Raw genomic sequence first — 23,438 nt, forward strand, 5'->3', positions numbered from 1 at the left:
GCCGTGAACATCCCTCGTCGCCGCGTGAAGGCTCCGAGCACCAAGCGTTCATCTCTGAGGTTCTTCGTTATCGGCCGCCTGACACGGGGTACAATGAGAGAAGCGGCAGAGCCCGTATCTAGGCTACGGGCGGCGCTTAGTTTTGGTAGGGGTCAGGTTCCAGCTGACCCCTATTTCTTTCTACGCTCCATCCGTCTTCGCTTATGGTCCCGCCTGATTTTGAGCACAAGCCCGACGATCAGAAGTGCGCAATACACCGACTGCAGGATTTCGAGAATATCCTTTGTGCCAAAGGTATCCATAGGCAAAACCTCCCAACCTGGACGCAGCCTCGGCTAGGGATCTGATAAGGAAGCGTCACCCGCGAACGGACTCTACCGCGCATCCGATTATGCCATGAATCCCGCAATGTCCAATTTAGCTGTTTTCCCAGTTAAACAAGTATTTTTACGTTGTTTGATATGTGTTGGAGCTCCCTTGAAAACGCGTGTTTTGCCCTCGAGATACAAAAATCCCCCGGCGGTGGGGCCGGGGGATCTCATAGCGTAAAACCCTGTGAAAACCGTCTCTACGACAGGCTTGCGCGCAGCAGCTCGTTGAAGAGCTTGGGGTTGCCCTGACCGCGGCTTGCCTTCATGCACTGGCCCACGAGGAAGCCGAGCACCTTCTGGTTGCCATCGCGGTACTGCTGAGCCTGGTCGGCACAACGTGCCAGTACCTCGTCGACGATGGGCTGCAGCGCACCGGCGTCGCTCACCTGGCGCATGCCCCGCTCATCCACGATCTTCTCGGGGTCCTCGCCAGACTCCGCCATGAGGCCGAAGACCTCATGCGCCTGGTTGGAGCTGATGGCGTCCTCGGCCAGCAGCTTGGCCAGCGAGGCAACCTGAGCCGGCGCGATACCGCAGTCGGCGATACCGCCCTCGACGCCCTTCAGGTAAGCGGCAAGCTCGTTCACGATGAGGTTCGCCACCGCCTGGGCAGGCTTGCCCGAAAGGCCGGCGGCCGACTCCTCGAAGAACGCCGCGGTCTCCGGGTCGCCAGCGATCTGCTCGGCGTCGGCGCGCTTGATGCCGAAATCGGCCTCAAAGCGATCGCGCTTGGCGTCGGGCAGCTCGGGAATCTCGGAACGGCAGTGCTCGATGAACTCGTCGGACAGGTCGAACGGCGCCAGGTCGGGATCGGGGAACAGACGGTAGTCGTCGGCCGTCTCCTTGACGCGCATGACCACCGTGCGCTTGCGGCCCGGCTCCCAGTGGCGCGTCTCCTGGTAGATGATGCCACCCTCCTCGAGAACCTCGGCCTGACGGCAGATCTCGTAAGCCAGGCCGTCATGCAGCGCCTTGAAGGAGTTCAGGTTCTTGAGCTCGGTCTTGGTGCCCAGCTTCGTCTCGCCGCGGCGGCGCAGCGAGACGTTGCCGTCGCAGCGCATCGAACCGTGCTCCATGGAGCAGTCGGAGATGCCGAGCGTCAGGAAGATGCGGCGGAGCTTCTCCATGAACAGGCGCGCCTCCTCGGGCGTGCGCAGGTCGGGCTCGGTCACGAGCTCGATAAGCGGCGTGCCGCAGCGGTTGTAGTCGATGAGCGACTCGCTGGCCGCGGCGATGCGGCCCTCCTCGCCGCCCACGTGCACCATCTTGGCGGCATCTTCCTCCATGTGGATGCGCAGGATGCGGATAGGCACCGTGTAGGAGCCGTCCTCGTGGCGCTCGGGCAGGGCGAGGTTCGCGGTGTCGTATCCGCTCATGCCGGCAAGCGCACCGCCGCGGGTCTCCCCGCCCTCGCGCATCTGCTGAGCCATGGCGGTGGACAGGCCCTCGGCGTTCGCGGACGCGCTCGCCAGGCTCAGGCCCTCCGCCTCGCCGAACGCGCAGTCGGGACGCTCGGCGGCACCGCGTCCCGTAACCTCCAGATCCAGGCGGCCGTGCATGCAAAACGCCACGGGACCCTGTGTGGTCTGGAAGTTCTTGGCCATATCGGGATAGAAGTAGTGCTTGCGGTAGAACATCGAGCGCTTCTGGATCTCGCAGTTCGTGGCGAGACCGGCCTTCACGATGCTCTCGATCGCACGCTTGTTGGGCACCGGCAGCGCGCCGGGCAGACCCAGGCACACCGGACACACGTTGGCGTTCGGCTCATCCTCATGGGAGAGCTTGCAATTGCAGAACATCTTCGTGTCGAGCGCCGTGAGCTCGGTGTGGATCTCGAGGCCGATGACGGCCTCCCAGTCCTTCAGGACCTCGGAGAGCTCCTTCATGCGAGCTCACCTCCCTTCCCGGCAAACGCAGGGGCAACGGAAAGCGCCGGCGCCCCCTTGGAAGCATCGGCGAGGCCGCGCTCGAGCGCGCGGGCGAACATCAGCAGCGTGCGGTCCTTGAAGGCGGGGCCGACGAGCTGCGCCGCGACGGGCAGCTGCGAATCGGCGCCCAGCCCCAGCGGCACGGACACGCCGCCGTTGCCGGCGATGTTGATGGAGATGGTGTACAGGTCGGCCAGGTACATCTGCGTGGGGTCCGAGATCTCGCCGTGCTTCCACGCGGTGCGCGGGGATGACGGCATGAGGATCACGTCGCACTTCTCGTACGCGGCGTTGTAGTCGGCTGTGATGAGCGTGCGGGCCTTCTGTGCGGCGTAGTAGTACTTGTCGTACACGCCGGAGGAAAGCAGGTAGGCGCCCAGCAGCTGGCGGCGCTTCGCTTCGGCACCGAAGCCGTGCGCGCGCGACAGCGAGCTCTGCGCGTCGAGATTCGCGCAGTCGGGCTCCTGATAGCCGTAGCGGATGCCATCGAAGCGCGCGAGGTTGGAGAAGGCCTCGGCAGGGCCGATAACGTAGTACGCGGCGATGGCGGCATCCAGATGCGGCAGCTCGACCTCGACGAGCTCGGCGCCCTGGGCCTCGAGCTGCTTGGCGGCACCCTCTACAGCGGCGCGGACCTCGGGCGTCAGGCCCTCGGCCTCCATAAACGCGGGAATGATACCCACGCGCTTGCCCTCGATGGAATCGTTCAGGTGCTCGCAGAAATCCACGGCGCAGTCCTGGCTCGTGCCGTCGTAGGGGTCGCGGCCGGCGCCCACAAGCGCGTTCATGGCAAGCGCGACATCCTCGACCGTGCGACCGAAGGGCCCCACCTGATCGAGCGAGCTGCCGAAGGCGACCACGCCGTAGCGTGACACGGCTCCATACGTGGGCTTCATGCCCACAACGCCGCAGAGCGCAGCGGGCTGGCGGATGGATCCGCCGGTATCGGAACCGAGCGCCAGCGGAACCTCGCCCGCAGCAACAGCCGCAGCGGAACCGCCCGACGAACCGCCGGGAATACGGCCGGTGTCCCACGGGTTGTTGGTGGGATGGAACGCCGAGCTCTCCGTGGAGGAGCCGAAGGCGAACTCGTCCATATTGGCCTTGCCCACCGGCACGCAGCCGGCATCGAGCATGCGCTGCACACAGGTGGCGGTGTACACGCTCTCGTAGGTCTCGAGCATGCGGGAGGCGCAGGTGGTGCGCGTACCCACGAGATTCATATTGTCCTTGATGGCCAGGGGCACGCCCGCAAGCGGCGGCAGGGGCTTGCCGGCCGCGCGATCGGCGTCGATGCGGTCGGCAGCCGCGAGCGCGAGCTCGGGCGACACCTGCAGAAACGCCTGGACTGCATCCTCGCGCGCCGCGATGGCATCCAGCGAGGCAGTCGCGACCTCGCGGGCGGTGAAGTCGCCCGCGGCGATGCCGGCAGCGATCTGGGCAGCAGAAAGGGTGTCGAAGCTCGTTGCCATTATCGATCGCCCCCCTCTCCCAGAATCGAGGGCACGCGGAAGTAGCGATCGCGCGCGCTTCCGGCATTCTCGAGAGCAACGTCGAGCGACAGGGCACGGGCCGCGAGCCCCGCGTCCTCGCGCATGACGTTGGCAAGGTCGCCGATGGGATGGAACGTGGGCTCCACGTCGGGCAGGTCGTACTCGAGCACCGGCGCGAGGATATCCACCGCGTCGTTGAGATAGGCGGTCATCTGCGCAAGCTCGTCGCCCTCAAGCGCGATGCGAGCGTAATCGGCGATGCCGCGCACGTCGGTTTCGGTGAGTGCCATGGGCGCTCTCCTTCCGTTTTCGGTCGAACGCTCACCATTATACGCAAGCGAATCGCAGCACCGCAGGTGAGCGCAAAGGCGTAACCAACACGACCCGATAGACAGCCTTGAATCAGAAACCGCCCCGCGATGGCATTCGCTTTACGAAAGGGCGCCGCAGCAGATGCCGCGGCGCCCCGAGTAAACGATATGGCTGTGCAGCCGGAAGGCCTACGGAAGAACCTTCAGCAGCTCCTCCTTGGTCTCCTCCTCGTTGCCACCCACGATGGTGATGTCGATGAGGTCGCCCTTGTTGGCATCAAGCGTCAGCATCTCCATGAGGTCGCGGCCGGAGGCCGTCTTGCCGTTGAAGGAAATCTGAACGTCGCTCGAGCACTTGGTCAGCGTATAGGCGACCAGAGCGACCGGACGCGCATGCAGGCCCTCTTCGGCCTCGATGAGATGCTGGAACTTGATCATGGTGTACCTCCTGCGTCAAAGCTGACGGCTCAAACAACAAGCCTTAACAGATAACTATACGCCAAGCGAGTAGCACGTTCATCGGCGATTGACACCCAGACCGGTGACCGGCAGCAACCGCTACGGAAGCGTCGTCTTCAGAAGCTCGGCCACCTGCTGCTCGTCGGCCCCCTCGACGGTCACGAGGAGCTCGTCGCCTCCGCGCGCCTCGAGGCCGAGCATGCCCAGCAGGTCGCGCGCATCCGCCGTGCGCCCATGAAGCCCCAGCTCGACCGCGCTGCTTGCGGTGGCAAGCGCCGCAGCGATGGACGCGATCGGGCGGGCATGCAGGCCCTGCGGATCGTTGATGACATGTGAGAACTGAATCACCGGTTCCTCCTGGTGGCTGGATGACGCATATCGAGCGAAAAGCGGGCAGCACGCTCATGCATGCCACCCGCTTACACGAGATGAAGGAAGCCTACTTCGTGATCTTGAGCACGGAAGCGCCGGCGGACACGGTCGACTCGGCGTCGACGGTCAGCGCGACGTCGGCGAACGAGGCCGAGTTGGAAACGGCGCACACGACGCAGTCGGGGTGACCGGCCTCGGCGATGGCGGCCTTGCTCATCTTGATGACGGGCTGGCCGGCCTTGACCTTGTCGCCCTGGCTCACGTAACCGGTGAAGCCCTTGCCCTCCATATCCACCGTGTCGATACCGATATGGACGAGGACCTCGATGCCGTTATCGCCGGTGATGCCCACGGCGTGGCCCATGGTCACGGTCACGGTGCCGGAAACCGGAGAGTAGACGGTCTCGTCGTCGGGCCAGATGGCGCAGCCCTTGCCCACAACCTCGCCGGAGAACACCGGATCGGGCACGTCGGTCATCTTGATGACGCGACCGGTCACCGGGGCGCACACGATGTCGGCGGCCTCCTGCGCGGTCACGGAAGCGGGGCCGGCGGGCGCGGCGTCAGCCTTCTTCTTGAACATGTCGAACAGTCCCATGAGAATCACTCCTTACTTCGCGGGGCTCCCCTGTCTTATCAACCCCGTAGTTAGACCTTACTTTACCGCTCTAAACAAGACCTAGATGCGAAAAAGCGTTCCAAAGGCCGTCTTTATCCACGTCAGTGGTTACGAAGTCCGCGGCCGCTTTGGCCTCTTCGCCCCCGCTGCCCATGCAGACGCTCGTCGCGCAGGCCTCGAACATCGGGATATCGACCTTGGCGTCGCCCATGGCGATGGTGTCTGCCATATCGGTGCCGAGGGCCTCGACGGCCTTGTGGACCGCCACAGCCTTGTCGATATCCTTGGTGGCGACATCGCCGAACAGCGCGAGCTCGCCCGCGCCGCCCCAGGTGCCGACCTTCATGTCGGAGAACTCCTCGATGGCGTCCAGATAATCCTGGTAGCTGGAGAGGACGAAGCTCACCTTGTTCACGTCGTCGCGGTACAGCTCGCCGTCGTAGACCATGCCGTGCATGACGTCGTCGGTCTCGAGCTGGTCAGCGTTTTCCACGCCCTTGCGCCCCATATAGAGCTGAAGGACCGGGCGCGCCGCCTCGCGGAAGCGCTCGCTGGCGAACAGGCCGTTGTTGGACTCGAGATAGAACTCGAGCCCGCGCTCGTGGCACCAGTCCACGATATGGCGGCACTGCCCGGCATCGATATGCACGTGCATGATCACCTGGTCGTCGACCTCGACATAGCTGCCGTTGCCGCCGACCATGCCGTCGAATCCGATCTCGGTGAGCTCGGGCGGATTCTCCGCCTTGCTGCGGCCGGTGCACATGAGCACCTTGTGGCCATTGGCGCGCGCCGTGCGGATGGCGCGCTTCGCGGACTCGGGAATCACGTTCTCGTATGTGGTGATGGTCCCGTCCACATCAAGGAACACGACCTTGCTGTCGGACAACGCAATCTCCTTTCCGATGTCCACTTTCAGGACGGAGATGAAAGAGGACATTGATGGAATGGGGCCAGATGCGGACCCGCTGCGGACCGGCAATGTCCACTTTCATCTCCGTCCTGAAAGTGGACAGGCCCGGATGTACGGCCGGCTGAGGTGCGCCAGATCGCCCTGAAAGAGGAGGGCGCACGCCTAGCGTGCGGCGCCCGACGATTGAAGGGCGAGGTGGCGTGCCTCAGTCCGGCCGGTCGTCAGGAAGGCCTACAGGCCTTCCGTGCCGTTACTCTTGATGATCTGCTGGTAGGCGTAGAAGCTGTCCTTGCGGGTGCGCTCGTAGGTGCCGGTGCCGTCGTCGTGCTTGTCGACGTAGATGAAGCCGTAGCGCTTGCGCATCTCGCCGGTGCCGGCGGACACGAGGTCGATGGGGCCCCACCAGGTGTAGCCGATGAGGTCGACGCCGTCGTCGATGGCCTCGCCCATGGCGCGGACGTGCTTCTTCAGGTACTCGATGCGGTAGCCGTCGTGGATCTTGCCGTCCTCGGTGACCTCGTCGCGCGCGCCCATGCCGTTCTCCACGACCATCAGCGGGATCTGGTAGCGGTCGTAGATGACGTTCAGCGCGTAGCGCAGGCCGGTCGGGTCGATCTGCCAGCCCCACTCGGTGCTCTCGAGGTAGGGATTCTTGCCGCCGAAGGTCATGTTGCCCTGCGTCTGCTCCACATCATGGGTGCCCACGATGTTGGACATGTAGTAGCTGAAGGTGTAGAAGTCGACCTTGCCGGCGGCGATGTCGTCCATATCTCCCTCGACGATGTCGAGCTCGATGTCGTTCTCGCGCCAGTAGCGCTTGGCATAGGACGGATAGTAGCCGCGGACCTGAACATCGGAGCAGTACCAGTTCATCTGGCGCATCTCGCACTCGCAGGCCCAGATGTCCGCCGGGTCGCAGGTTGCCGGATAGCTCAGGATGAAGCAGTCCATGTTGCCCATCTTGAACTGCGGGTACTTCTCGTGCGCGAGGCGCACGACGCGGCCGGACGCCACGAACTGGTGATGCAGGGCTTGGAAGCGCTGCTGAGCGGTGGTCTTGGCCTCGGAGGCGGGGCCCTCGAAGCCGCGGATCATGCTGGTCTCGAACAGGTTGCCCATGTCGGAGGTGCCGCAGTTGATCTCGTTGAAGGTGAGCCAGTAGGTCACCTTGTCCCGGTAGCGCTCGAACACGGTGGCGCAGTACTTCACGAACAGGTCGATGAGCTCGCGGCTCTCCCAGCCGTTGTACCTCTCCACCAGGTGGTAGGGCATCTCGTAGTGCGAGAGCGTCACGAGCGGCTCGATGCCGTGCTTTTTGCACTCGTCGAAGACGCGGTCGTAGAAGGCGAGGCCGGCCTCGTTGGGCTCGGCGTCGTCGCCGTTGGGGAAGATGCGGCTCCAGGAGATGGACATGCGGAACATGGTGAAGCCCATCTCGGCGAACAGCGCGATGTCCTCGGCATAGCGGTGGTAGAAGTCGATGCCGTCGTGGTTGGGATAGAACTTGTCGGGATCGATCTCGATCGTGATCTCGCGCGGCTTCTCGTAGCTGCCGCCCAGGAAGTGGTCGTCAACGGACGGGCCACGGCCGTCCACGTTCCACGCACCCTCGAACTGGTTAGCGGCGGTGGCGCCACCCCAGAAGAAGCCCTTAGGGAACACAACTGCCATATGCAATCTCCTTTCTAGAGAAGAAACCTTACGTTTTGCGGAGGGGCGACAAGTTTGTACCTGGCCCCATCTTGTCGGGCAACGGAGACGGCTCTTCGTAGTGCCCGAGATTCGCCTGAAAGAGGAGGGAGCACGCCTTGCGTGCGGCGACCGACGATTGAAGGCGAAGGTCGGGCGCTACGGAGAGCCGATCGGGTCCGTCACCTTTTAGGCCAGGTCGGCGCCGTTGGACTCGATAACTTTCTTGTACCAGTAGAAGCTGTCCTTGCGGCTGCGCGCGAGGGTGCCCGTGCCGTCGTCGTACTTGTCGACGAACACGAAGCCGTAGCGCTTGGCCATCTCGCCGGTAGAGGCGGACACCAGGTCGGTGCAGCCCCAGGGCGTGTAACCGATGAGGTCCACGCCGTCGGCCACGGCATCGCGCATGCACTCGATGTGGCGACGCAGGTAGTCGATGCGGTAGCTGTCGTGGATGGAGCCGTCCTCCTCCACCTTGTCGAAGGCGCCAAGACCGTTCTCCACCACCATCAGCGGAATCTGGTAGCGGGCGTAGATTTCGTTCAGCGACCAGCGCAGGCCCTCCGGATCGATCTGCCAGCCCCAGTCGGAGCTCTCCAGATACGGGTTCTTAACACCGCCGATGAGGTTACCCTCGATGCCGGCGAGACTCGGGTCGGTCGAGACCGCGGTGCTCATGTAGTAGCTGAAAGTGTAGAAGTCCACGGTGCCCTCGGCCAGCGCCTCGATATCGCCGGGTTCCATGGCGATCTTCACGCCCTGCTCGTCCCAGATGCGCTGGGCAAAATAGGGGTAGGCACCGCGCACCTGGACATCGCCGCAGTACCAGTCCATGATGTCCATCTCGTACTGGGCAGAGAGCACATCGGCCGGGTTGCAGCTGTAGGGGTACTGCGCGGAGAACGCGATCATGCAGCCCATCTTGAACTGCGGGTAGTGCTCGTGCGCGTACTTGACGGCCAGGGCGCTCGCCACGAACTGATGGTGCAGCGCCTGGAAGCGCGCCTGCGGATTGTTGGGAATATCGAAGATGGAGCCCTCGAAGCCCTTGATGGTGCCGGTGGAGAGCACTGCACCAAACGGCTGCGTGCCCGCGTTGATCTCATTGAAGGTCAGCCAGTATGTAACCTTGTCCTGATAGCGCTCGAAAATCGCGCGGCAGTAGTTGAGGTAGTACTCGATGCACTCGCGACCCTCCCAGCCGTTGCACTTCTCCACCAGCGCATAGGGCATCTCGTAGTGCGAGATGGTCACGAGCGGCTCGATATCGTGCGCGCGCAGCTCGTCGAAGACGCGGTCGTAGAAGGCAAGGCCGGCCTCGTTGGGCTCGGACTCCATACCCGTCGGGAAGATCCGCGTCCAGTTGATGGACAGGCGGAAGACCTTAAAGCCCATCTCGGCGTAGAGGGCGATGTCCTCCTTGTAGTGGTGGTAGAAATCGGTCGCCTCGCGGGAGGGATAGAGCGTGCCCTCCTCGAAGCCGATCGTCACGCGCTTGGGGCTCGTGTGCGTACCGTTCGTGCAGTGGTCGGACACCGACGCGCCCTTGCCGTCGACATCCCACGCGCCCTCGAACTGATTCGCGGCGGTCGCGCCGCCCCAGAGGAAGCCTTCGGGGAAACCTGCTGCCATCTTCGCTCCTTTGCTCCGGGCGGCAAAACGCGACTCTTCCGCTGCGTGCCGCATTGCTGTTAACGGGCATCGACCGACGCGCCGTGCCGCATGTCAGTATCCCCCGCCGCGATTCCTCCTCGAGCGGAACCGGGGATTCCGACACTTCTTTTCGGTGCCCCGCCGTATGCGGGGCATGCGCGTTGATACGTTTTGATACACGTCGGGCGATGTCCGCCAACGGCTGTGCCTGTGCCGTTAACGGACGGGGCTGCCGTCGGACCCTAGAGGACGGCAGCCCCTGCTCATCCCCTCTCCCCTCAGAGAAAGGCGATGGACCATGATGCCGGGCTATCCCCTGCGCGAGCCCGGCATCTGGAACGCAAACTGTTGGACCTTAGGCCTGCTCGGGCTTGTAGGTCATGAACTCGATGGCGAAGGCCACGACGGCAGAGGCGACGCAGGCGATGATGGCGCTGATCATCATCGAGAAGCCCACGGTGCTCGCCGGGTCGGTCGGCAGGAAGGACAGCAGGTTGAAGATGCCCAGGCCGCCGGAGATGAAGACGGTGGCGCCGGTGATGCCGATGATGAGACCGCCCACGGCGGAGCCGATGCACGCGATGACGAACGGCTTCTTCTGCGGCAGGGCGATACCGTAGATGGCGGGCTCGGTGACGCCGAAGAAGAACGCGGAGATCATAGCGGGCAGGCAGATCTCACGGAACTGCGCATCCTTGTTCTTGAGGAACATGGCGAACAGGGCAGCACCCAGAGCGAAGGAGTGGCCGATCATGGAGGCCAGGATGAAATCGTGGCCAAGGGTGGTCAGGTTCACGATGCCGATGGGCACGAGCGACCAGTGGAAGCCGAAGATGACGAGGCACATCCAGAAGGCGCCAACGACGACGGAGCCGACGATGGAACCGACGACGGGCAGACCGAAGATGAGCTGGAAGATGGAGCTCAGGATGTTGGTGATGAGCGTGGCGACGGGGCCGATGATGAGGTAGCCGAGGACGACGGAAAGCGTCATGACCAGCAGCGGCGTGAAGAACATCTTCACGGAGTTGGGCATCCACTTCTTGGTCCAGCGCTCAACAACGGAGCCGAACCACACCATGAGCAGCACGGGGATGACCGAGCTGGTGTAGCCGGAGGCCGGCATGATGATGGGGATGCCCAAGAAGGTGGCATACCAGGAGAAGGTGCCGAAGAAGCCGAGGTCGACGCTACCGAGAACATCGCCACCGGTCAGGGCGACCATGGTCGGGTACACGAGGGCGACGCCGATGCCGAGCGCGGTGAACTCGTTCATCTTGAACTTGCGGGCCGCGGTGATGGCGAGCATCACGGGCAGGAAGTAGAACAGGCCGTCAGCGATGGTGTAGAGCACCGTGTAGGCGCCGTCGTTAGCGAACTCGGGATAGAACTGCGTGATGCAGGCGAGGATACCCTTCATGATACCCGCGGCGCAGAACGGGCCGAGGATGGGGGCGAAGATGCCCGAGATGAGGTCGATGGCGATGGCAGCGGGGGTCTTGGGGCCCTCAGCCTCCTCGACCTCGACGGCACCGCCCGCGGCGACGCCGGAAACCTTGATGAACTGCTCGTAGACGTCCTCGACCTTGTTGCCCACGACGACGTGGTACTGGCCGTTGGCGTTCATGACCTTGATGACGCCGGGGAGCTTCTCGATGACCTCGGTGTTGGCCTTGGTATCGTCCTTCAGCTTGAAACGCAGACGCGTGATGCAGTGCGTCAAGCCGTTGATGTTCTCCTTGCCGCCGACATTCTCAAGAATGTCCTGGCAAAGCTGGGTGTAATCCTTAGCCACGTTTCTCTCCTTCCATTATTTCAACTATGCATATGCGGCACGCCCGGGCCCTGGGCGCGTCTATTACCTACCGGGTCACCAGGAACCGGTTGAGGTACATCATGAGGTAGAGGCGCTCCTCGTTTCCGCAGGTGCGGCCGTAGCGCTCCTTCAGGTAGTCGCAGATGTAGCCTGTGCAGGCGCTGACCTCGGGGAAGTCGCTCGCGATGCGCGCGAACAGCCCCTTGTTCTGCGAGGAGACGGCCTCGCCGGTCGACAGGCGCTTGATGAGGTAGCGAAGATGGATGGCGAAGCGGTTGTAGTTGTACGACGCGCGGTCGATCTCGATGCCGAGGCACTCCTCGACGATATCGGTGACCTCGTCGATCGAGCGCATGGTCTTCTGGAAGTCGTGGAGGTCGTTATCGAACTCGGTACCCGCCTCGGCCGTGACGATGTGCATGGCGATCGAGCAGGCCTCGGTGGACGGCAGCTCGATGTCGCAGTGATCGCGCACGATGGCGATGCCCTTCTCGCCGACCTCGTACTCCTTGGGATAGATGGCGCGCACCGTCGAGGCGAGCGGGTTCTCGATGAAGATACCGTCTTCGAAGCGCTCGATGGCAAACTGCAGGTGGTCCGCCAGCGTAAGGAACAGATTGCGATTGAGCTCGCAATCGAGACTGTCCGCCGCAAGGCCAGCGATCTCTACGGCCGAGGTCATGACCTCAGGCTTGATGGAGGAGACTGCGGTGAGCACCTCGTTGTCCACATGGTGGAACACGGTCTGGATGCTGGATGTGTCCTCCAGCTCGTAGGGGGTGGCAGGGAATCCGATACCCTTGCCGAAGACAACAAGGTCGCTGCCGTCAGGTGCCTGGGCGAGCGCGACGTTGTTGTTGATCTTCTTGACGATGAGCATGAAAAAAACTCCCTGGGGCCAGCCTTGCGTGCATAGAGTTCGACCGGGGGTGGTTGGTCGAACGGCACGCAAATAATGCCTCCGGGGAGTAACAACTTTGCGCGACATAGAAGATACGGACTTTCGGAGAAATATCGCGCCCCCCACGGCGCGAACGGCAGGTATTTTTCCGTAAACGGTCGTGCAAGTTTGGGGACAGGTCCCAAACTTGCACGCGACACAGCAGAAAGGGCGCCGCGAAGCGCCCTTTCCACAATCCGTTACGCCCGGTACATATCCCCGGTTACGCCAGACCGCTCTCGATGAAAGTTTGGGACCTGTCCCCAAACTCTCAACAACGGAGACGGCCGGCTGAGGTGCCTCAGTCCGGCCGATCAGGTCAGTTAACTGTTAGGCCAGATCCTCGCCATTGGTGGAGATGACCTTCTTGTACCAGTCGAAGCTCTTCTTCTTGGAGCGCGCGAGGGTGCCGTTGCCGGCGTCATCGCGGTCGACGTAGATGAAGCCGTAGCGCTTGGACATCTCACCCGTGCTGGCGGAGACCAGGTCGATCGGGCCCCAGGTGGTGTAGCCGAGCATCTCGACGCCGTCCTCGGTGACGGCATCGCGCATAGCCTCGATGTGCTGGCGCAGGTAGTCGATGCGGTAGTCGTCATCGATGGTGCCGTCCGGATTCACCTCGTCCTTCGCGCCCAAGCCGTTCTCCACCACGAACAGCGGCTTCTGGTAGCGATCCCACAGGTCGTTGAGCGTAACGCGGAAACCGAGCGGATCGATGCCCCAGCCCCACTGGCTGCGCGCGATGTAGGGGTTCTCCACGCCCGCGAATACGTTACCCTTACCCGACCTGGGCGCCTCGGTCGTGGTCTCGGCGGCGGCGCAGCGCGTGTTGTAGTAGGAGAAGGAGATAAAGTCCACCGTGTTCTCGGCCAGGATCTTCTCGTCCTCCTCCGTCATGCCCACGTCGATGCCGCGGCGCGAGAGGAATTTCTTGGCGTAATTCGGATAATATCCGCGGCTCTGAACGTCCACGAAGAAATAGTTCTGCTGATTGCCGACCTGCGCCTCGCGCACGTCCTCGGGACGGCAGGAGAACGGGTAAACCGTGCCGGCGGCCAGCATGCAACCGATCATCATGTCGGGGTCGATCTCATGCGCGATCTTGGTGGCCCAAGCGCTCGCCACGAGCTCGTTGTGCGCGGCAAGGTACTCCACGGCCTCGCGGTCCTCACCCTCCTCGAACACCAGGCCCGCGCCCATGAACGGCAGGTGCAGGATCATGTTGATCTCGTTGAAGGTGAGCCAGTACTTCACCAGGCCCTTGTAGCGGCTGAAAAGCACCGTCACGAGGTTCTTGTAGAAGTCGATGAGCTTACGGTTGCGCCAGCCGCCGTACTCCTTGATGAGGTGGATGGGGCAGTCGAAGTGCGTGATGGTCACGAGCGGCTCGATGCCGTGCTTCTTGCACTCGCGGAACAGGTCCTCGTAGAAGGCCAGGCCCTCTTCGTTGGGCTCGGTCTCGTCGCCGTTGGGGAAGATGCGGCTCCAGCCGATGGACAGGCGGTAGGTCTTGAAGCCCATCTCGGCGAACAGGGCGATGTCCTCCTTGTAGTGGTGGTACATGTCGATGGCCTGCTGCGCGGGATAGTAGAAGCCGTCCTCGAAGTCGAGCATCTTGCGCTCGCCGGCCATCACGGCCCAGCGCGCCTCGCCGTGCGGGATCACATCGACGTTGGCGAGGCCGCGCCCGCCCTCGTTGTACGCGCCCTCGCACTGGTTGGCCGCAGTCGCGCCGCCCCACAGGAAGCCGTCGGGAAATGCCATGAGCTCATCCTTTCTCACCTGCGATCGCGCTCGACCGGCCCCTTTGCCCGACCGAATGCGCAACCGCGTACCCATAGCCTGAGTATGCCCACAGCGGTCGGCGCCCACAAGCGAGCGAAGCCATTCAGACACTTCTTTTCTGCCCGACACCGCAGGTCGCGGTGGTCTATGATACTTTTTGATACCTATTTTGAGGAGCTGTGCATGAGCATCAAGAGGCGCATCGAGACCGCCCGCAACCTCACCCCTACCGAGACGCAGATGGCGCATGTCGTGCTGGACATGGGCGACCGCCTGCATTCGGTGTCGATCAAGGAATTCGCACGGGCAGCGCACGTGTCGATCGCCAGCGTGCACCGGTTCTGCAAGAAGCTCGGCCTCGAGGGTTTCAAGGAGCTCAAGGTCGAAGTCGCGCGCTCCATGGCGCGTCAGGGCAGAAACGCCGACGTCGACATCAACTTCCCCTTCGGCCCAGACGAGGAGACATCGCGAATCGTGTCCACGATGGGCTCGGTGTATGCCGCGACGGTGCGCGACACCAGCGAGGTGCTCGACATCGACCAGCTGGAGCGCGCCACCGAACTGATCGGGAGCGCCCGCAAGATCGGCATCTTCACGCAGTCCCACAACCTGCACCCCGCGCAGATGTTCTGCGACCGCCTGCTCTCCATCGGCCGCGACGCGTTTTGCCACCAGGACGTCGAGCGGCAGTACCGAAGCGCCCTCGTGAGCGACGAGCGCGATGTCGCCGTGTTCATCTCGTACTCAGGGCTCGCGCCCGACATCAACCGCAAGCTCGCCCTGCTCACCGAGCGAAACGTGCCCGTCGTCTACATCGGAACGGCGGCGGCGCGGCGGCGGCATCCGGGGCTTGCGGCCTACCTGCTGGTCGGCGACCGCGAGCACCTCCAGGAGCGCATCACGCAGTTCGCGAGCCACATATCCGTGCAGTTCGTGCTGGACATCCTGTTCAGCTGTGTATTCGCCGCAGACTACGACCGCAGCGCGACCTTCCTCAAAGGCGCACTGCCCTACACGCATCTGCCCGTGCCGCCCGCATAGCGGGCCGGATGCAGCCGCGCCCGGGCATCAGCCCGCTGACGTATGACCGCCTACTGGTAATGCAGGCGCGTCTCGTCGATGTCGGAGAGGTCGCGCGTCAGGTAGCGCTCGGCCAGCCAGTGCGCCATGGGCAGGTTCTGGTCGAGGTAGTTGCCACACTCCTCGGGCGCCGCACCGGGGATATCGCCCTTGAAATCGCGCACGAACTCGAACAGCTCGCGCACGAGCGGCAGGATGTCCTCCGAGGTCACCTCGCCGAACACCACCAGGTAGAAGCCCGTACGGCAGCCCATGGGACCAAAATAGACCACGCGCTCGGCCCATGTGGGGTGGTTGCGCAGGAACGTTGCACCCAGGTGCTCGATCGTGTGGCACTCAGCGGTGTTCATGACGGGCTCGCGGTTGGGCGCCGTCAGACGCAGGTCGAAGGTCGTGACCACCATGCCGGTCGCCGGATCGCGGTCCACGCGCGACACGTACACGCCGGGCTGGAGCACGAGGTGGTTGACGGTAAAGCTTGCGATCTTTTCCATAAGGGACGCTCCTTCGATGCAAACGCTGCCCTGTCGTCGGGCAGCTATGTAGCCGAAAAGCAGGATACCATTGCGGCAAGGCGGCTGGGCTCCCGAGCCGGCGAGCAGCCCGCAGCCCGATCGGCCGCAAAGCATGACACTGGGACCCGTCCTACCTGTCAGGTGTTATTCTTGAACGAATACCATTCGACGTGGAAAGGCCCTGACACCTTGTCGACCCACGACCTTCATGACGGCTTCGGGCGCAGCATCTCCTACCTGCGCATCTCCGTCACGGATAAGTGCAACTACCGCTGCGTGTACTGCATGCCCGCCGAGGGCGTCTCGGCGCGCGAGCACACGGAGCTGCTCACTGCCGAGGAAATTGCGCGCTTCGTCCGCCTTGTTGCCGACGAGGGCATTCGCCGCGTGCGCCTGACGGGCGGCGAGCCGCTGGTCTCGCACCGCATCGTGCCCCTGATCCGCGCCATTCGCGCCATCCCCGAGATCGAGGACATCTCGCTCACCACCAACGGCGCGCTGCTGCCGCGCATGGCGCCGCAGCTTGCCGAGGCGGGACTCGACCGCGTGAACATCTCGCTCGACACGCTCGATCCGGAACAGTTCTCGCGCATCACGCGCCTCGGCCGCGTTGAGCAGGCGCTCGCCGGCATCGACGCCGCACTCGAGTACGGCTTCGACCCGGTCAAGGTCAACACCGTGGTCGTGCGCAGGCTCAACCAGGACGCCTTCGACCTAGCCCGTCTTTCCATCGACCGGCCCATCCACGTCAGGTTCATCGAGTACATGCCCATCGGCAACGAGGAGACCATGACGGCATGCGCAAGCGAGCCCCACTGCCCTCCGGGCGTGAGCGGCGCGGCGCCTGAGCTGCATCCCGAGGCCTGGGACGAAAGCGATATCGTGCCCTCCGACGAGCTCCGTGCGCAAATCTCCGCAGCCGGCGAGCGCGCCGGTGCGGGCCCGCTCGTACCCGTGGGATCGCACGCCCCTTCGGGCGCGGGACCGGCCCAGTACTGGCGCTTCGAGCGCGCCGAGGGAACCGTCGGGTTCATCTCCGCCATGTCGAACCACTTCTGCAGCCAGTGCAACCGCCTGCGCCTTACCGCAGACGGCAAGCTCAGGCCCTGCCTGTTCTCGGACGATGAGTATCCCGTGCGCGACGCCCTGCGCGCGAACGACGATGCGCGCGTCCTGGAAATCTACCGCACCGCCCTCGCTCACAAGCCGCTCGAGCACGAGACGACGGACGGCACCGCACGCTTCATGTCCCAGATTGGAGGCTGACGCCATGGCAAGGAGAACGACGAGGAAGCCCCAGGCGGCGGCTCAGCAGAAGGCCGCAGCTACGACCGTTCCTGAGAAGGAGACGAGCACCGCCGCGCAGCAGCCCGATACCGCCGCCCCGCGCGACGCCTACCGCGACGCCCTGACCCATGTGGACGAGAAGGGCGACGTGCGTATGGTCGACGTGTCCGAAAAGGCGGTGACCCAGCGCCTCGCCGTGGCCGAAGGCTCGATCCTCATGCATCCCGAGACCCAGGCCATGGTGCTCGAGGACCGCGCGAAGAAGGGCGACGTCCTCGCGTGCGCGCGCATCGCCGGCATTATGGCGTCCAAGCGCACAAGCGAGCTCATCCCCATGTGCCACCCGCTTATGATCACCAAGAGCAAGGTGGAGATCGAGCCCATTCCCGCCCAGGGCGACGGCTCGCGCGAGGATGGACGCGTGGGTTTCCACGTTGCGGCGACGCTTGGCGTCACCGGCGTCACCGGCATCGAGATGGAGGCGCTGACGGCGGCGTCGGTCGCCTGCCTCACCATCTACGACATGTGCAAGGCCGTCGACCGCGGTATGGAGATCGTCGACGTGCGCCTGCTGCACAAGGAGGGCGGCCGCTCGGGCGTGTGGGACCGCGGTGCCCAGGAGGAAGGCGAGGCGCCCGCTGATGCCGAGACGCCCGCAGAGCCTGAGACTCCCGCCGAGCCCGCCTCGCCTCTGCCCGGCGGCCCCGGATCCGGCATGGCAGCGCCGGCCATCGCGTTCATCGGCTACCAGAACTCCGGCAAGACCACGCTCGTCGAGAAGATCATCACCCGCCTCACGCAGCGCGGACTGCGCGTGGGCACCATCAAGCACCACGGCCACAAGGGCTTCGATATCGATCAGCCGGGTAAAGACTCCTGGCGCCACGCGCAGGCGGGCAGCCGGCACGTGGGCCTGATCTCGCCCGGCCAGTATGCGGAGTACGCCGGCACCCAGGGCGAGGTTCCCGTGACCGACCTGCTCACGCACTATACCGATGTGGACATCGTCATCGTCGAGGGCTACAAGACGGCAGGGCTCCCCAACATCGTGGTGACCCGCTCGGGCGTCGACCGCCTGCGCGGCGACACCTCCTTCGACCTCGTCGACGACAACACCATCGCCGTCGCCTGCAACGACGTGGTGGAGCGCGATTTCCGCGCTCGCGCGACCCGCGAGACGACCGAGACGGGCGTTTTGCGGGAGCTGCCGCCGTTCATCAACATCAACGACGCCGCGGCGATCGTGAACTTCATCCTGCGCTGGCTCGGGCGCTAGCCCTGCGCTGCGGCGCGGCCGCGATTGCTCCCGCTACACCCGCGCCGCGCGCATGCCGCGCAACACGGCGGCCCGGAGCTCCGGCATGCGCGCCTTGTCCTGGGGCTCCACTCCGGCGAGCGGGTAGGCGATGCCCAGCTGTTCGTATTTCGACGCGCCCATCGTGTGGTACGGCAGCATCTCGAGGCCCACGACGTTGTGCCAGGGCGCGATGAGGCGCCCCAAGGCCTCGCACTCCTCCTCCGTGTCGGTATAGCCCGGCACCACCACGTGGCGAATCACGACATCGATGCCGCGGTGCGCGAGCTCATCGCCAAACGCGAGGATGCGCTCGGGCTCGCGGCCGCACAGGCGCTTATGACCATCCGGATCGGCATGCTTGATGTCGAGGAGCACCAGGTCGGTCTCGTCCAGCAGGCGCGCGAAGCGCTCGGGATGGGCGGGGTCGAAGGCGTAGCCCGAGGTATCGAGGCAGGTTTGCACGCGGCCGGCAGGGCGCGCATGCAGGGCGGCGAACAGGTCGGCCACGAACGCCGGCTGCAGGAGCGGCTCCCCGCCCGACACGGTGATGCCGCCCGAGCGATAGAAGGCCCGGTTGCTCTCGAACTCATCGACAAGCTGCTCGACGCTCACGGGCGTGCCCGCGTTGGGGCCTGCCTGCCACGTATCGGGGTTGTGGCAGTACAGGCACCGCATCGGGCAGCCCTGCACGAACACCACGAAGCGGATGCCCGGGCCGTCGACCGTGCCCATGCTCTCCACCGAGTGGATGCGGCCGATCGTATAGCTGGACTGCAGGTCGCTGCCTGCGGTTTCGAATGTCTTGCGCGCCATGGCGGCTCGCCCCCTCCCCCGCCGCGACGCCGTGCGCGACGGTTTTACTCGATATGCGCCGCTGCGGTATCGGCGGGAAAGACGATGCCCGCCTGCCGGCGCGCCTCGTCGGTCACGGCAAGCGAGGCGAGCGTGATATCGCGCCACGGGGCAGCATCCATCTCGCCGCGCACGCATGCCACGAAATCTTCCAGCTCGTAGCACATGTTGTTCTCGCACGGTGGAAAGACGAGCTCTTCGACGATGTCGCTCGCGCTTTGCGCGGCGGAATACCCAGCGTCGCGCGCCGCCTGGCCGCGCAGGCGCAGGGTGCCGTGCGAGGGAATGGACGCCCCGCCGAAGGTGACGGTTCCCAGCTCGCCCTCGATCTGGCAGGGCATCAGGTCCTGCGAGATCTTGGAGTAGGAAAGTTCGACGATCTTATCGCCGTACCCCGCGAGAATCGTTCCCGCGCCGTCGATGACGCCGCCCGTGGCCTGCGTCGCGGCATCTGCGATGAGCACCGGGGCGCAGGCGATCGTCTGCGGCGCGCCGAACAGGCGCACCATGGCCTCGACGCAGTAGATGCCGATATCCATGAGGGCACCTGTGGCCAAGCGCGCGTCGAAGATGTTGGTCTGACTGCCGGCGAGCACCTCGTCGTAGCGCGAGGAGTACTTGCCGAAGCGCAGGCTCGCGCGGCGAACACGGCCGATGCGCTCCATGGCAGCCGCAATCACGTCCATACCCGGATCGTGCACCGAGCGCATGGCCTCCATGGCAACGACGCCATGCGCCGCGGCCTCGTCGAACAGGAGCTCGGCCTGCGCCGCGTTCTGGGCAAGTGGCTTTTCCACCAGCACGTGCTTCCCGGCGCGGACGCATTGCAGCGCTTGGTCGGCATGAAGCGCGTTGGGGCTGGCGATGTACACCGCGTCGACCTCGGGGCATGCGCACACCTCGTCGATACTCGCAAAGGGCGCTGTTCCCCCATGCCGCTCCGTCGTGCCCGCCGCGCGCTCCTCCGATCGCGACATGCTTCCCACGTAGCGCGCCGCCTCGCTGGCGGCAGTCGTCTCGATCATGCTGTCGGCGATGGCGCTCGTTCCCACGACGGCAAAACCCATGCGCTCCATTCGGGCCCTCCTTATGGCTGGCGGCAAACTTCATTCGCCCTCACCATTACCAGAAACGCCCGGGAGCCTCAAGTCCCCGCGCGCGAACCGGGCTCCGACGCCGAGTGCGCGGAAAAGCGCCAGGGCCGGCCCATGCGCGGCGAGCCGGCCCCGGCGCTTGGATGCGCCTCCTACATGCCCTCGTGGAACGTGCGCGAGATGACCTCGTCCTGCTGCTCCTTCGTGAGGTTGTGGAAGTTGACCGCGTAGCCGGACACGCGAATGGTGAGCTGCGGGTACTTCTCCGGATGGGCCTGAGCGTCGAGCAGCGTGTCGCGGTTGAACACGTTGACGTTCAGGTGATGCCCGCCCTTCTCGGCGTATGCATCGATCATGCTGACCAGGTTATCGGCCTGGTTCTGGGAAACATCGGATACTTTCATGAAAGACTCCTTACTAGTCGCAAACCATGACAGGTAGGACGGTTCCCCCTGTCATGCTCGGGCAAAACGTGACAGCTGGCCCCGTCCTAACTGTCACAATTGCAGGTGGGGACGGGGTTTTCGAACTGGATGTCGCCCAGGTCGAGGTCGCCGAAGAACACCTGATCCTCCTTGCCGAGAGCACCCGGGATGATGGAGAAGGTGTTCGAGATGCCGTCCTGCGCATCGCGGAACGGCAGCTTCGCCACCGAGGACAGGCTGGCGATGGCACCGTGCGTATCGCGCTGGTGCATGGGGTTGGCGCCCGGGGCGAACGGCACGCCGGCGGCGCGGCCATCGGGGGTGGCGCCGGTCTTCTTGCCGTAGACCACGTTCGAGGTGATGGTCAGCACCGAGGTCGTGGGCACCGAGTTGCGATACGTGTCGTTGCGGCGCACGAACTCCATGAACTCGTGCACGACGTCGTGGGCGATGCGGTCCACGCGGTCGTCGTCGTTGCCGTACTTGGGGAAATCGCCTTCGATCTCGAAGTCCACGATCACACCGTCCTCGTCGCGGACCGGGTGCACCTTCGCGTACTTGATGGCAGAAAGCGAGTCGGCCACGACCGACAGGCCGGCGATGCCCGTGGCGAACCAGCGATGCACGTGATGGTCGTGCAACGCCATCTGGATGGCCTCGTAGCAGTACTTGTCGTGCATGTAGTGAATGATGTTCAGCGTGTTCACGTACACGCCGGCAAGCCAGCGCATCATGTCCTTGTACTTGGCGATGACGTCATCGTAATCGAGGGTGTCGCCTTCGACCGGGCGGTACTTCGGACCCACCTGCTTCTTGGAAACCTCGTCGATGCCGCCGTTTAGCGCGTACAGCAGGCACTTGGCAAGGTTGGCGCGGGCGCCGAAGAACTGCATCTCCTTACCGACGCGCATGGACGACACGCAGCACGCGATGGCGTAGTCGTCGCCATGGTACACGCGCATGACGTCGTCGTTCTCATACTGGATGGACGAGCTCGCGATGGAGGTCTTGGCGCAGAACTCCTTGAAGTTCTGCGGCAGCTTGGTGCTCCACAGGACCGTGAGGTTGGGCTCGGGCGAGGTGCCCATGTTCTCGAGCGTGTGCAGGTAGCGGTAGCTCGTCTTGGTGACGAGCGTGCGGCCGTCGACACCCATGCCGCCGATGGACTCGGTGACCCACTGCGGATCGCCCGAGAACAGGTTCTGGTACTCGGGCGTGCGCGCGAACTTGACCATGCGCAGCTTCATGATGAAGTGGTCGACGAACTCCTGGATCTGCTCCTCGGTGAACCTGCCGCGCGCAAGGTCGCGCTCGGCGTAGATATCGATGAACGTCGAGGTGCGGCCGATGGACATGGCGGCGCCGTTTTGGTCCTTCACCGCCGCGAGGTACGCGAAGTACATCCACTGGATGGCCTCCTGCGTGTTCTCGGCAGGGCGCGAGATGTCGAAACCGTAGATGCTGCCGAGCTGCTTGAGCTGGTGAAGCGCGCGAATCTGCTCTGCAAGCTCCTCGCGGTCGCGGATGACCGCCTCGGTCATGGTATGCGGCGTCGCGGCCTTCTGGGCCTCCTTGTCGCGGATCAGGTAGTCCAAGCCGTAGAGCGCCACGCGGCGGTAATCGCCGATGATGCGGCCGCGGCCGTAGCCGTCGGGCAGACCGGTGATGATGTGGGCGGAGCGGCAGGCGCGCATCTCGGGCTTGTACACATCGAACACGCCCTGGTTGTGCGTCTTGCGCTTGGTGGTGTAGATATCGACGACCGTGGGGTCGATCTCGTAGCCGTGCTGCTCGGCCGCCTGGCAGGCGATGCGGATACCGCCGTTGACGTGCAGGGCGCGCTTGAGCGGCTTGTCGGTCTGCAGGCCGACGATGGTCTCGAGCTCGGGGTGATCGGCCACGATGTAGCCGGCGGGATATGCTGTGATGCCGGTCACGACCTTTGTTTCGATGTCGAGGGCGCCGCCTTTCGCGCGTTCCTCCTCGAGCAGGTCGAGCACCGTGCCCCAGAGCTTCTTGGTGCGCTCGGTCGGGCCGACGAGAAACGACTCGTCGCCCTCATATGGCGTGTAGTTGCGCTGGATGAAGTCGCGAACATCGACTTCGCGCTCCCAGATGCCTCCAGTGAAGCCTTCCCATGCTTGTTGCATTGCTTGACCACGCTCCTCGCGGTTCGCGTGCCCAGCGGCGATGCGCTGCGCACGAAGTGGGTGGATATCTGATGCGCTGATGCCTTTGACCTGCTTGTTTTCCGAGTCTCGAACAGGTTTTGCCAAGTGCCGCATCAAATGTAAGCCGAGGATAACATACCAGCTTTCAGACTTGTGTTAGAAACTTCTAACTTTTATGGTCCCGCTTGTGTTTTTCCTACTTACTCAGTAGTTTTATCGGCGCTCCTAGGATACCCATCCCCCGCGACTTCATTCGTGTCCGCTTTCAGGACGGAGATGTTTTCGGACACCCGGCGCCGCGGGCGGGCTGGCCTCTCTGGGGACGCAGCCGGGAGGCGCCACCGCGTGAAATCGGGACAGGGGTTATT

Annotated in this window: 20 protein-coding genes; 3 read left to right on the forward strand and 17 right to left on the reverse strand. The window is 64.1% G+C overall.

What is annotated here, in order from left to right; genetic code table 11:
- Nucleotides 1–568: 568 nt before the first annotated feature.
- The 12 genes from gatB to H6A16_RS06920 all read right to left on the reverse strand — a co-directional run bounded on the left by gatB (nucleotide 569) and on the right by H6A16_RS06920 (nucleotide 14,328).
- The gene (gene gatB / locus H6A16_RS06865) at nucleotides 569–2,257 is read right to left on the reverse strand and encodes an Asp-tRNA(Asn)/Glu-tRNA(Gln) amidotransferase subunit GatB (protein ID WP_204617477.1); all 1,689 of its coding nucleotides are present in this window, start codon (nucleotides 2,255–2,257) and stop codon (nucleotides 569–571) included.
- Nucleotides 2,254–3,771, reverse strand: a complete 1,518-nt coding sequence (gatA, locus tag H6A16_RS06870; protein WP_204617479.1) for an Asp-tRNA(Asn)/Glu-tRNA(Gln) amidotransferase subunit GatA — start codon at nucleotides 3,769–3,771, stop codon at nucleotides 2,254–2,256. Before gatA ends, gatB begins: the two co-directional genes overlap by 4 nt.
- A complete protein-coding gene (locus H6A16_RS06875) occupies nucleotides 3,771–4,082 on the reverse strand; it encodes an Asp-tRNA(Asn)/Glu-tRNA(Gln) amidotransferase subunit GatC (RefSeq protein ID WP_204617481.1) in 312 nt (103 codons plus the stop codon). Before H6A16_RS06875 ends, gatA begins: the two co-directional genes overlap by 1 nt.
- Nucleotides 4,083–4,292: 210 nt before the next feature.
- Nucleotides 4,293–4,541, reverse strand: a complete 249-nt coding sequence (locus H6A16_RS06880) for an HPr family phosphocarrier protein (RefSeq protein ID WP_204617484.1) — start codon at nucleotides 4,539–4,541, stop codon at nucleotides 4,293–4,295.
- Nucleotides 4,542–4,661: 120 nt separating this feature from the next.
- Nucleotides 4,662–4,910 carry an HPr family phosphocarrier protein gene (locus H6A16_RS06885; protein WP_204617486.1) on the reverse strand — a complete coding sequence of 83 codons (249 nt, stop codon included), beginning with the start codon at nucleotides 4,908–4,910 and terminating at the stop codon, nucleotides 4,662–4,664.
- A 91-nt stretch (nucleotides 4,911–5,001) separates the two neighbouring features.
- A complete protein-coding gene (locus tag H6A16_RS06890; protein WP_204617488.1) occupies nucleotides 5,002–5,532 on the reverse strand; it encodes a PTS sugar transporter subunit IIA in 531 nt (176 codons plus the stop codon).
- Between the two features lie 70 nt (nucleotides 5,533–5,602).
- Entirely contained in the window at nucleotides 5,603–6,442 is an 840-nt protein-coding gene (locus H6A16_RS06895; protein ID WP_204617490.1) for a Cof-type HAD-IIB family hydrolase, read from the reverse strand.
- A 255-nt stretch (nucleotides 6,443–6,697) separates the two neighbouring features.
- Nucleotides 6,698–8,137: a glycoside hydrolase family 1 protein gene (locus H6A16_RS06900; protein ID WP_204617492.1), complete on the reverse strand. Its 1,440-nt coding sequence runs from the start codon at nucleotides 8,135–8,137 to the stop codon at nucleotides 6,698–6,700.
- Nucleotides 8,138–8,344: 207 nt separating this feature from the next.
- Entirely contained in the window at nucleotides 8,345–9,787 is a 1,443-nt protein-coding gene (locus H6A16_RS06905) for a glycoside hydrolase family 1 protein (protein ID WP_204617494.1), read from the reverse strand.
- Nucleotides 9,788–10,163: 376 nt separating this feature from the next.
- A complete protein-coding gene (locus tag H6A16_RS06910) occupies nucleotides 10,164–11,603 on the reverse strand; it encodes a PTS transporter subunit EIIC (RefSeq protein ID WP_204617496.1) in 1,440 nt (479 codons plus the stop codon).
- Between the two features lie 67 nt (nucleotides 11,604–11,670).
- Nucleotides 11,671–12,504 carry a PRD domain-containing protein gene (locus tag H6A16_RS06915; RefSeq protein ID WP_204617499.1) on the reverse strand — a complete coding sequence of 278 codons (834 nt, stop codon included), beginning with the start codon at nucleotides 12,502–12,504 and terminating at the stop codon, nucleotides 11,671–11,673.
- A gap of 390 nt (nucleotides 12,505–12,894) precedes the next feature.
- Nucleotides 12,895–14,328: a 6-phospho-beta-glucosidase gene (locus tag H6A16_RS06920; RefSeq protein WP_204617501.1), complete on the reverse strand. Its 1,434-nt coding sequence runs from the start codon at nucleotides 14,326–14,328 to the stop codon at nucleotides 12,895–12,897.
- A 204-nt stretch (nucleotides 14,329–14,532) separates the two neighbouring features.
- Between H6A16_RS06920 and H6A16_RS06925 the strand changes: the two genes are divergently transcribed.
- Complete coding sequence (locus H6A16_RS06925) at nucleotides 14,533–15,390, forward strand: MurR/RpiR family transcriptional regulator (RefSeq protein ID WP_204617503.1); 858 nt, start codon at nucleotides 14,533–14,535, stop codon at nucleotides 15,388–15,390.
- A 50-nt stretch (nucleotides 15,391–15,440) separates the two neighbouring features.
- Here H6A16_RS06925 and H6A16_RS06930 read toward each other — a convergent pair whose 3' ends face one another.
- Nucleotides 15,441–15,923: an S-ribosylhomocysteine lyase gene (locus H6A16_RS06930; RefSeq protein WP_204617505.1), complete on the reverse strand. Its 483-nt coding sequence runs from the start codon at nucleotides 15,921–15,923 to the stop codon at nucleotides 15,441–15,443.
- 210 nt (nucleotides 15,924–16,133) lie between these two features.
- On the opposite strand from H6A16_RS06930, the gene H6A16_RS06935 reads away from it, so the two are divergent.
- On the forward strand, nucleotides 16,134–17,210 hold the full coding sequence (locus H6A16_RS06935; protein ID WP_239458258.1) for a GTP 3',8-cyclase MoaA: 1,077 nt from the start codon (nucleotides 16,134–16,136) through the stop codon (nucleotides 17,208–17,210).
- A gap of 4 nt (nucleotides 17,211–17,214) precedes the next feature.
- A complete protein-coding gene (gene moaC, locus H6A16_RS11070) occupies nucleotides 17,215–18,507 on the forward strand; it encodes a cyclic pyranopterin monophosphate synthase MoaC (RefSeq protein ID WP_204617508.1) in 1,293 nt (430 codons plus the stop codon).
- 33 nt (nucleotides 18,508–18,540) lie between these two features.
- Here the strand turns inward: moaC and pflA are convergent, their stop codons facing one another.
- From pflA to pflB, 4 genes are all read right to left on the reverse strand, one after another.
- Complete coding sequence (pflA, locus tag H6A16_RS06945) at nucleotides 18,541–19,341, reverse strand: pyruvate formate-lyase-activating protein (protein ID WP_204617510.1); 801 nt, start codon at nucleotides 19,339–19,341, stop codon at nucleotides 18,541–18,543.
- 44 nt (nucleotides 19,342–19,385) lie between these two features.
- Complete coding sequence (locus H6A16_RS06950) at nucleotides 19,386–20,456, reverse strand: Gfo/Idh/MocA family protein (protein ID WP_239458259.1); 1,071 nt, start codon at nucleotides 20,454–20,456, stop codon at nucleotides 19,386–19,388.
- A gap of 170 nt (nucleotides 20,457–20,626) precedes the next feature.
- Nucleotides 20,627–20,878 carry an autonomous glycyl radical cofactor GrcA3 gene (gene grcA3, locus H6A16_RS06955; RefSeq protein ID WP_204617513.1) on the reverse strand — a complete coding sequence of 84 codons (252 nt, stop codon included), beginning with the start codon at nucleotides 20,876–20,878 and terminating at the stop codon, nucleotides 20,627–20,629.
- An 86-nt stretch (nucleotides 20,879–20,964) separates the two neighbouring features.
- Nucleotides 20,965–23,049 carry a formate C-acetyltransferase gene (pflB, locus tag H6A16_RS06960; protein ID WP_204617515.1) on the reverse strand — a complete coding sequence of 695 codons (2,085 nt, stop codon included), beginning with the start codon at nucleotides 23,047–23,049 and terminating at the stop codon, nucleotides 20,965–20,967.
- Between the last annotated feature and the right edge of the window lie 389 nt (nucleotides 23,050–23,438).

The sequence above is a fragment of the Collinsella tanakaei genome (genome assembly GCF_016900375.1).
Taxonomy (GTDB): domain Bacteria; phylum Actinomycetota; class Coriobacteriia; order Coriobacteriales; family Coriobacteriaceae; genus Collinsella.

Excerpts from the sequence above, each read along its gene's own strand:
- H6A16_RS06930 (WP_204617505.1), bottom strand. The coding sequence starts at position 15,923 with ATGGAAAAGATCGCAAGCTTTACCGTCAACCACCTCGTGCTCCAGCCC.
- gatA (WP_204617479.1), bottom strand. The coding sequence starts at position 3,771 with ATGGCAACGAGCTTCGACACCCTTTCTGCTGCCCAGATCGCTGCCGGC.
- H6A16_RS06905 (WP_204617494.1), bottom strand. The coding sequence starts at position 9,787 with ATGGCAGCAGGTTTCCCCGAAGGCTTCCTCTGGGGCGGCGCGACCGCC.
- H6A16_RS06925 (WP_204617503.1), top strand. The coding sequence starts at position 14,533 with ATGAGCATCAAGAGGCGCATCGAGACCGCCCGCAACCTCACCCCTACC.
- H6A16_RS06915 (WP_204617499.1), bottom strand. The coding sequence starts at position 12,504 with ATGCTCATCGTCAAGAAGATCAACAACAACGTCGCGCTCGCCCAGGCA.
- H6A16_RS06920 (WP_204617501.1), bottom strand. The coding sequence starts at position 14,328 with ATGGCATTTCCCGACGGCTTCCTGTGGGGCGGCGCGACTGCGGCCAAC.
- gatB (WP_204617477.1), bottom strand. The coding sequence starts at position 2,257 with ATGAAGGAGCTCTCCGAGGTCCTGAAGGACTGGGAGGCCGTCATCGGC.
- grcA3 (WP_204617513.1), bottom strand. The coding sequence starts at position 20,878 with ATGAAAGTATCCGATGTTTCCCAGAACCAGGCCGATAACCTGGTCAGC.
- H6A16_RS06875 (WP_204617481.1), bottom strand. The coding sequence starts at position 4,082 with ATGGCACTCACCGAAACCGACGTGCGCGGCATCGCCGATTACGCTCGC.
- pflB (WP_204617515.1), bottom strand. The coding sequence starts at position 23,049 with ATGCAACAAGCATGGGAAGGCTTCACTGGAGGCATCTGGGAGCGCGAA.
- H6A16_RS06900 (WP_204617492.1), bottom strand. The coding sequence starts at position 8,137 with ATGGCAGTTGTGTTCCCTAAGGGCTTCTTCTGGGGTGGCGCCACCGCC.
- H6A16_RS06950 (WP_239458259.1), bottom strand. The coding sequence starts at position 20,456 with ATGGAGCGCATGGGTTTTGCCGTCGTGGGAACGAGCGCCATCGCCGAC.
- H6A16_RS06880 (WP_204617484.1), bottom strand. The coding sequence starts at position 4,541 with ATGATCAAGTTCCAGCATCTCATCGAGGCCGAAGAGGGCCTGCATGCG.
- H6A16_RS06890 (WP_204617488.1), bottom strand. The coding sequence starts at position 5,532 with ATGGGACTGTTCGACATGTTCAAGAAGAAGGCTGACGCCGCGCCCGCC.
- moaC (WP_204617508.1), top strand. The coding sequence starts at position 17,215 with ATGGCAAGGAGAACGACGAGGAAGCCCCAGGCGGCGGCTCAGCAGAAG.
- pflA (WP_204617510.1), bottom strand. The coding sequence starts at position 19,341 with ATGGCGCGCAAGACATTCGAAACCGCAGGCAGCGACCTGCAGTCCAGC.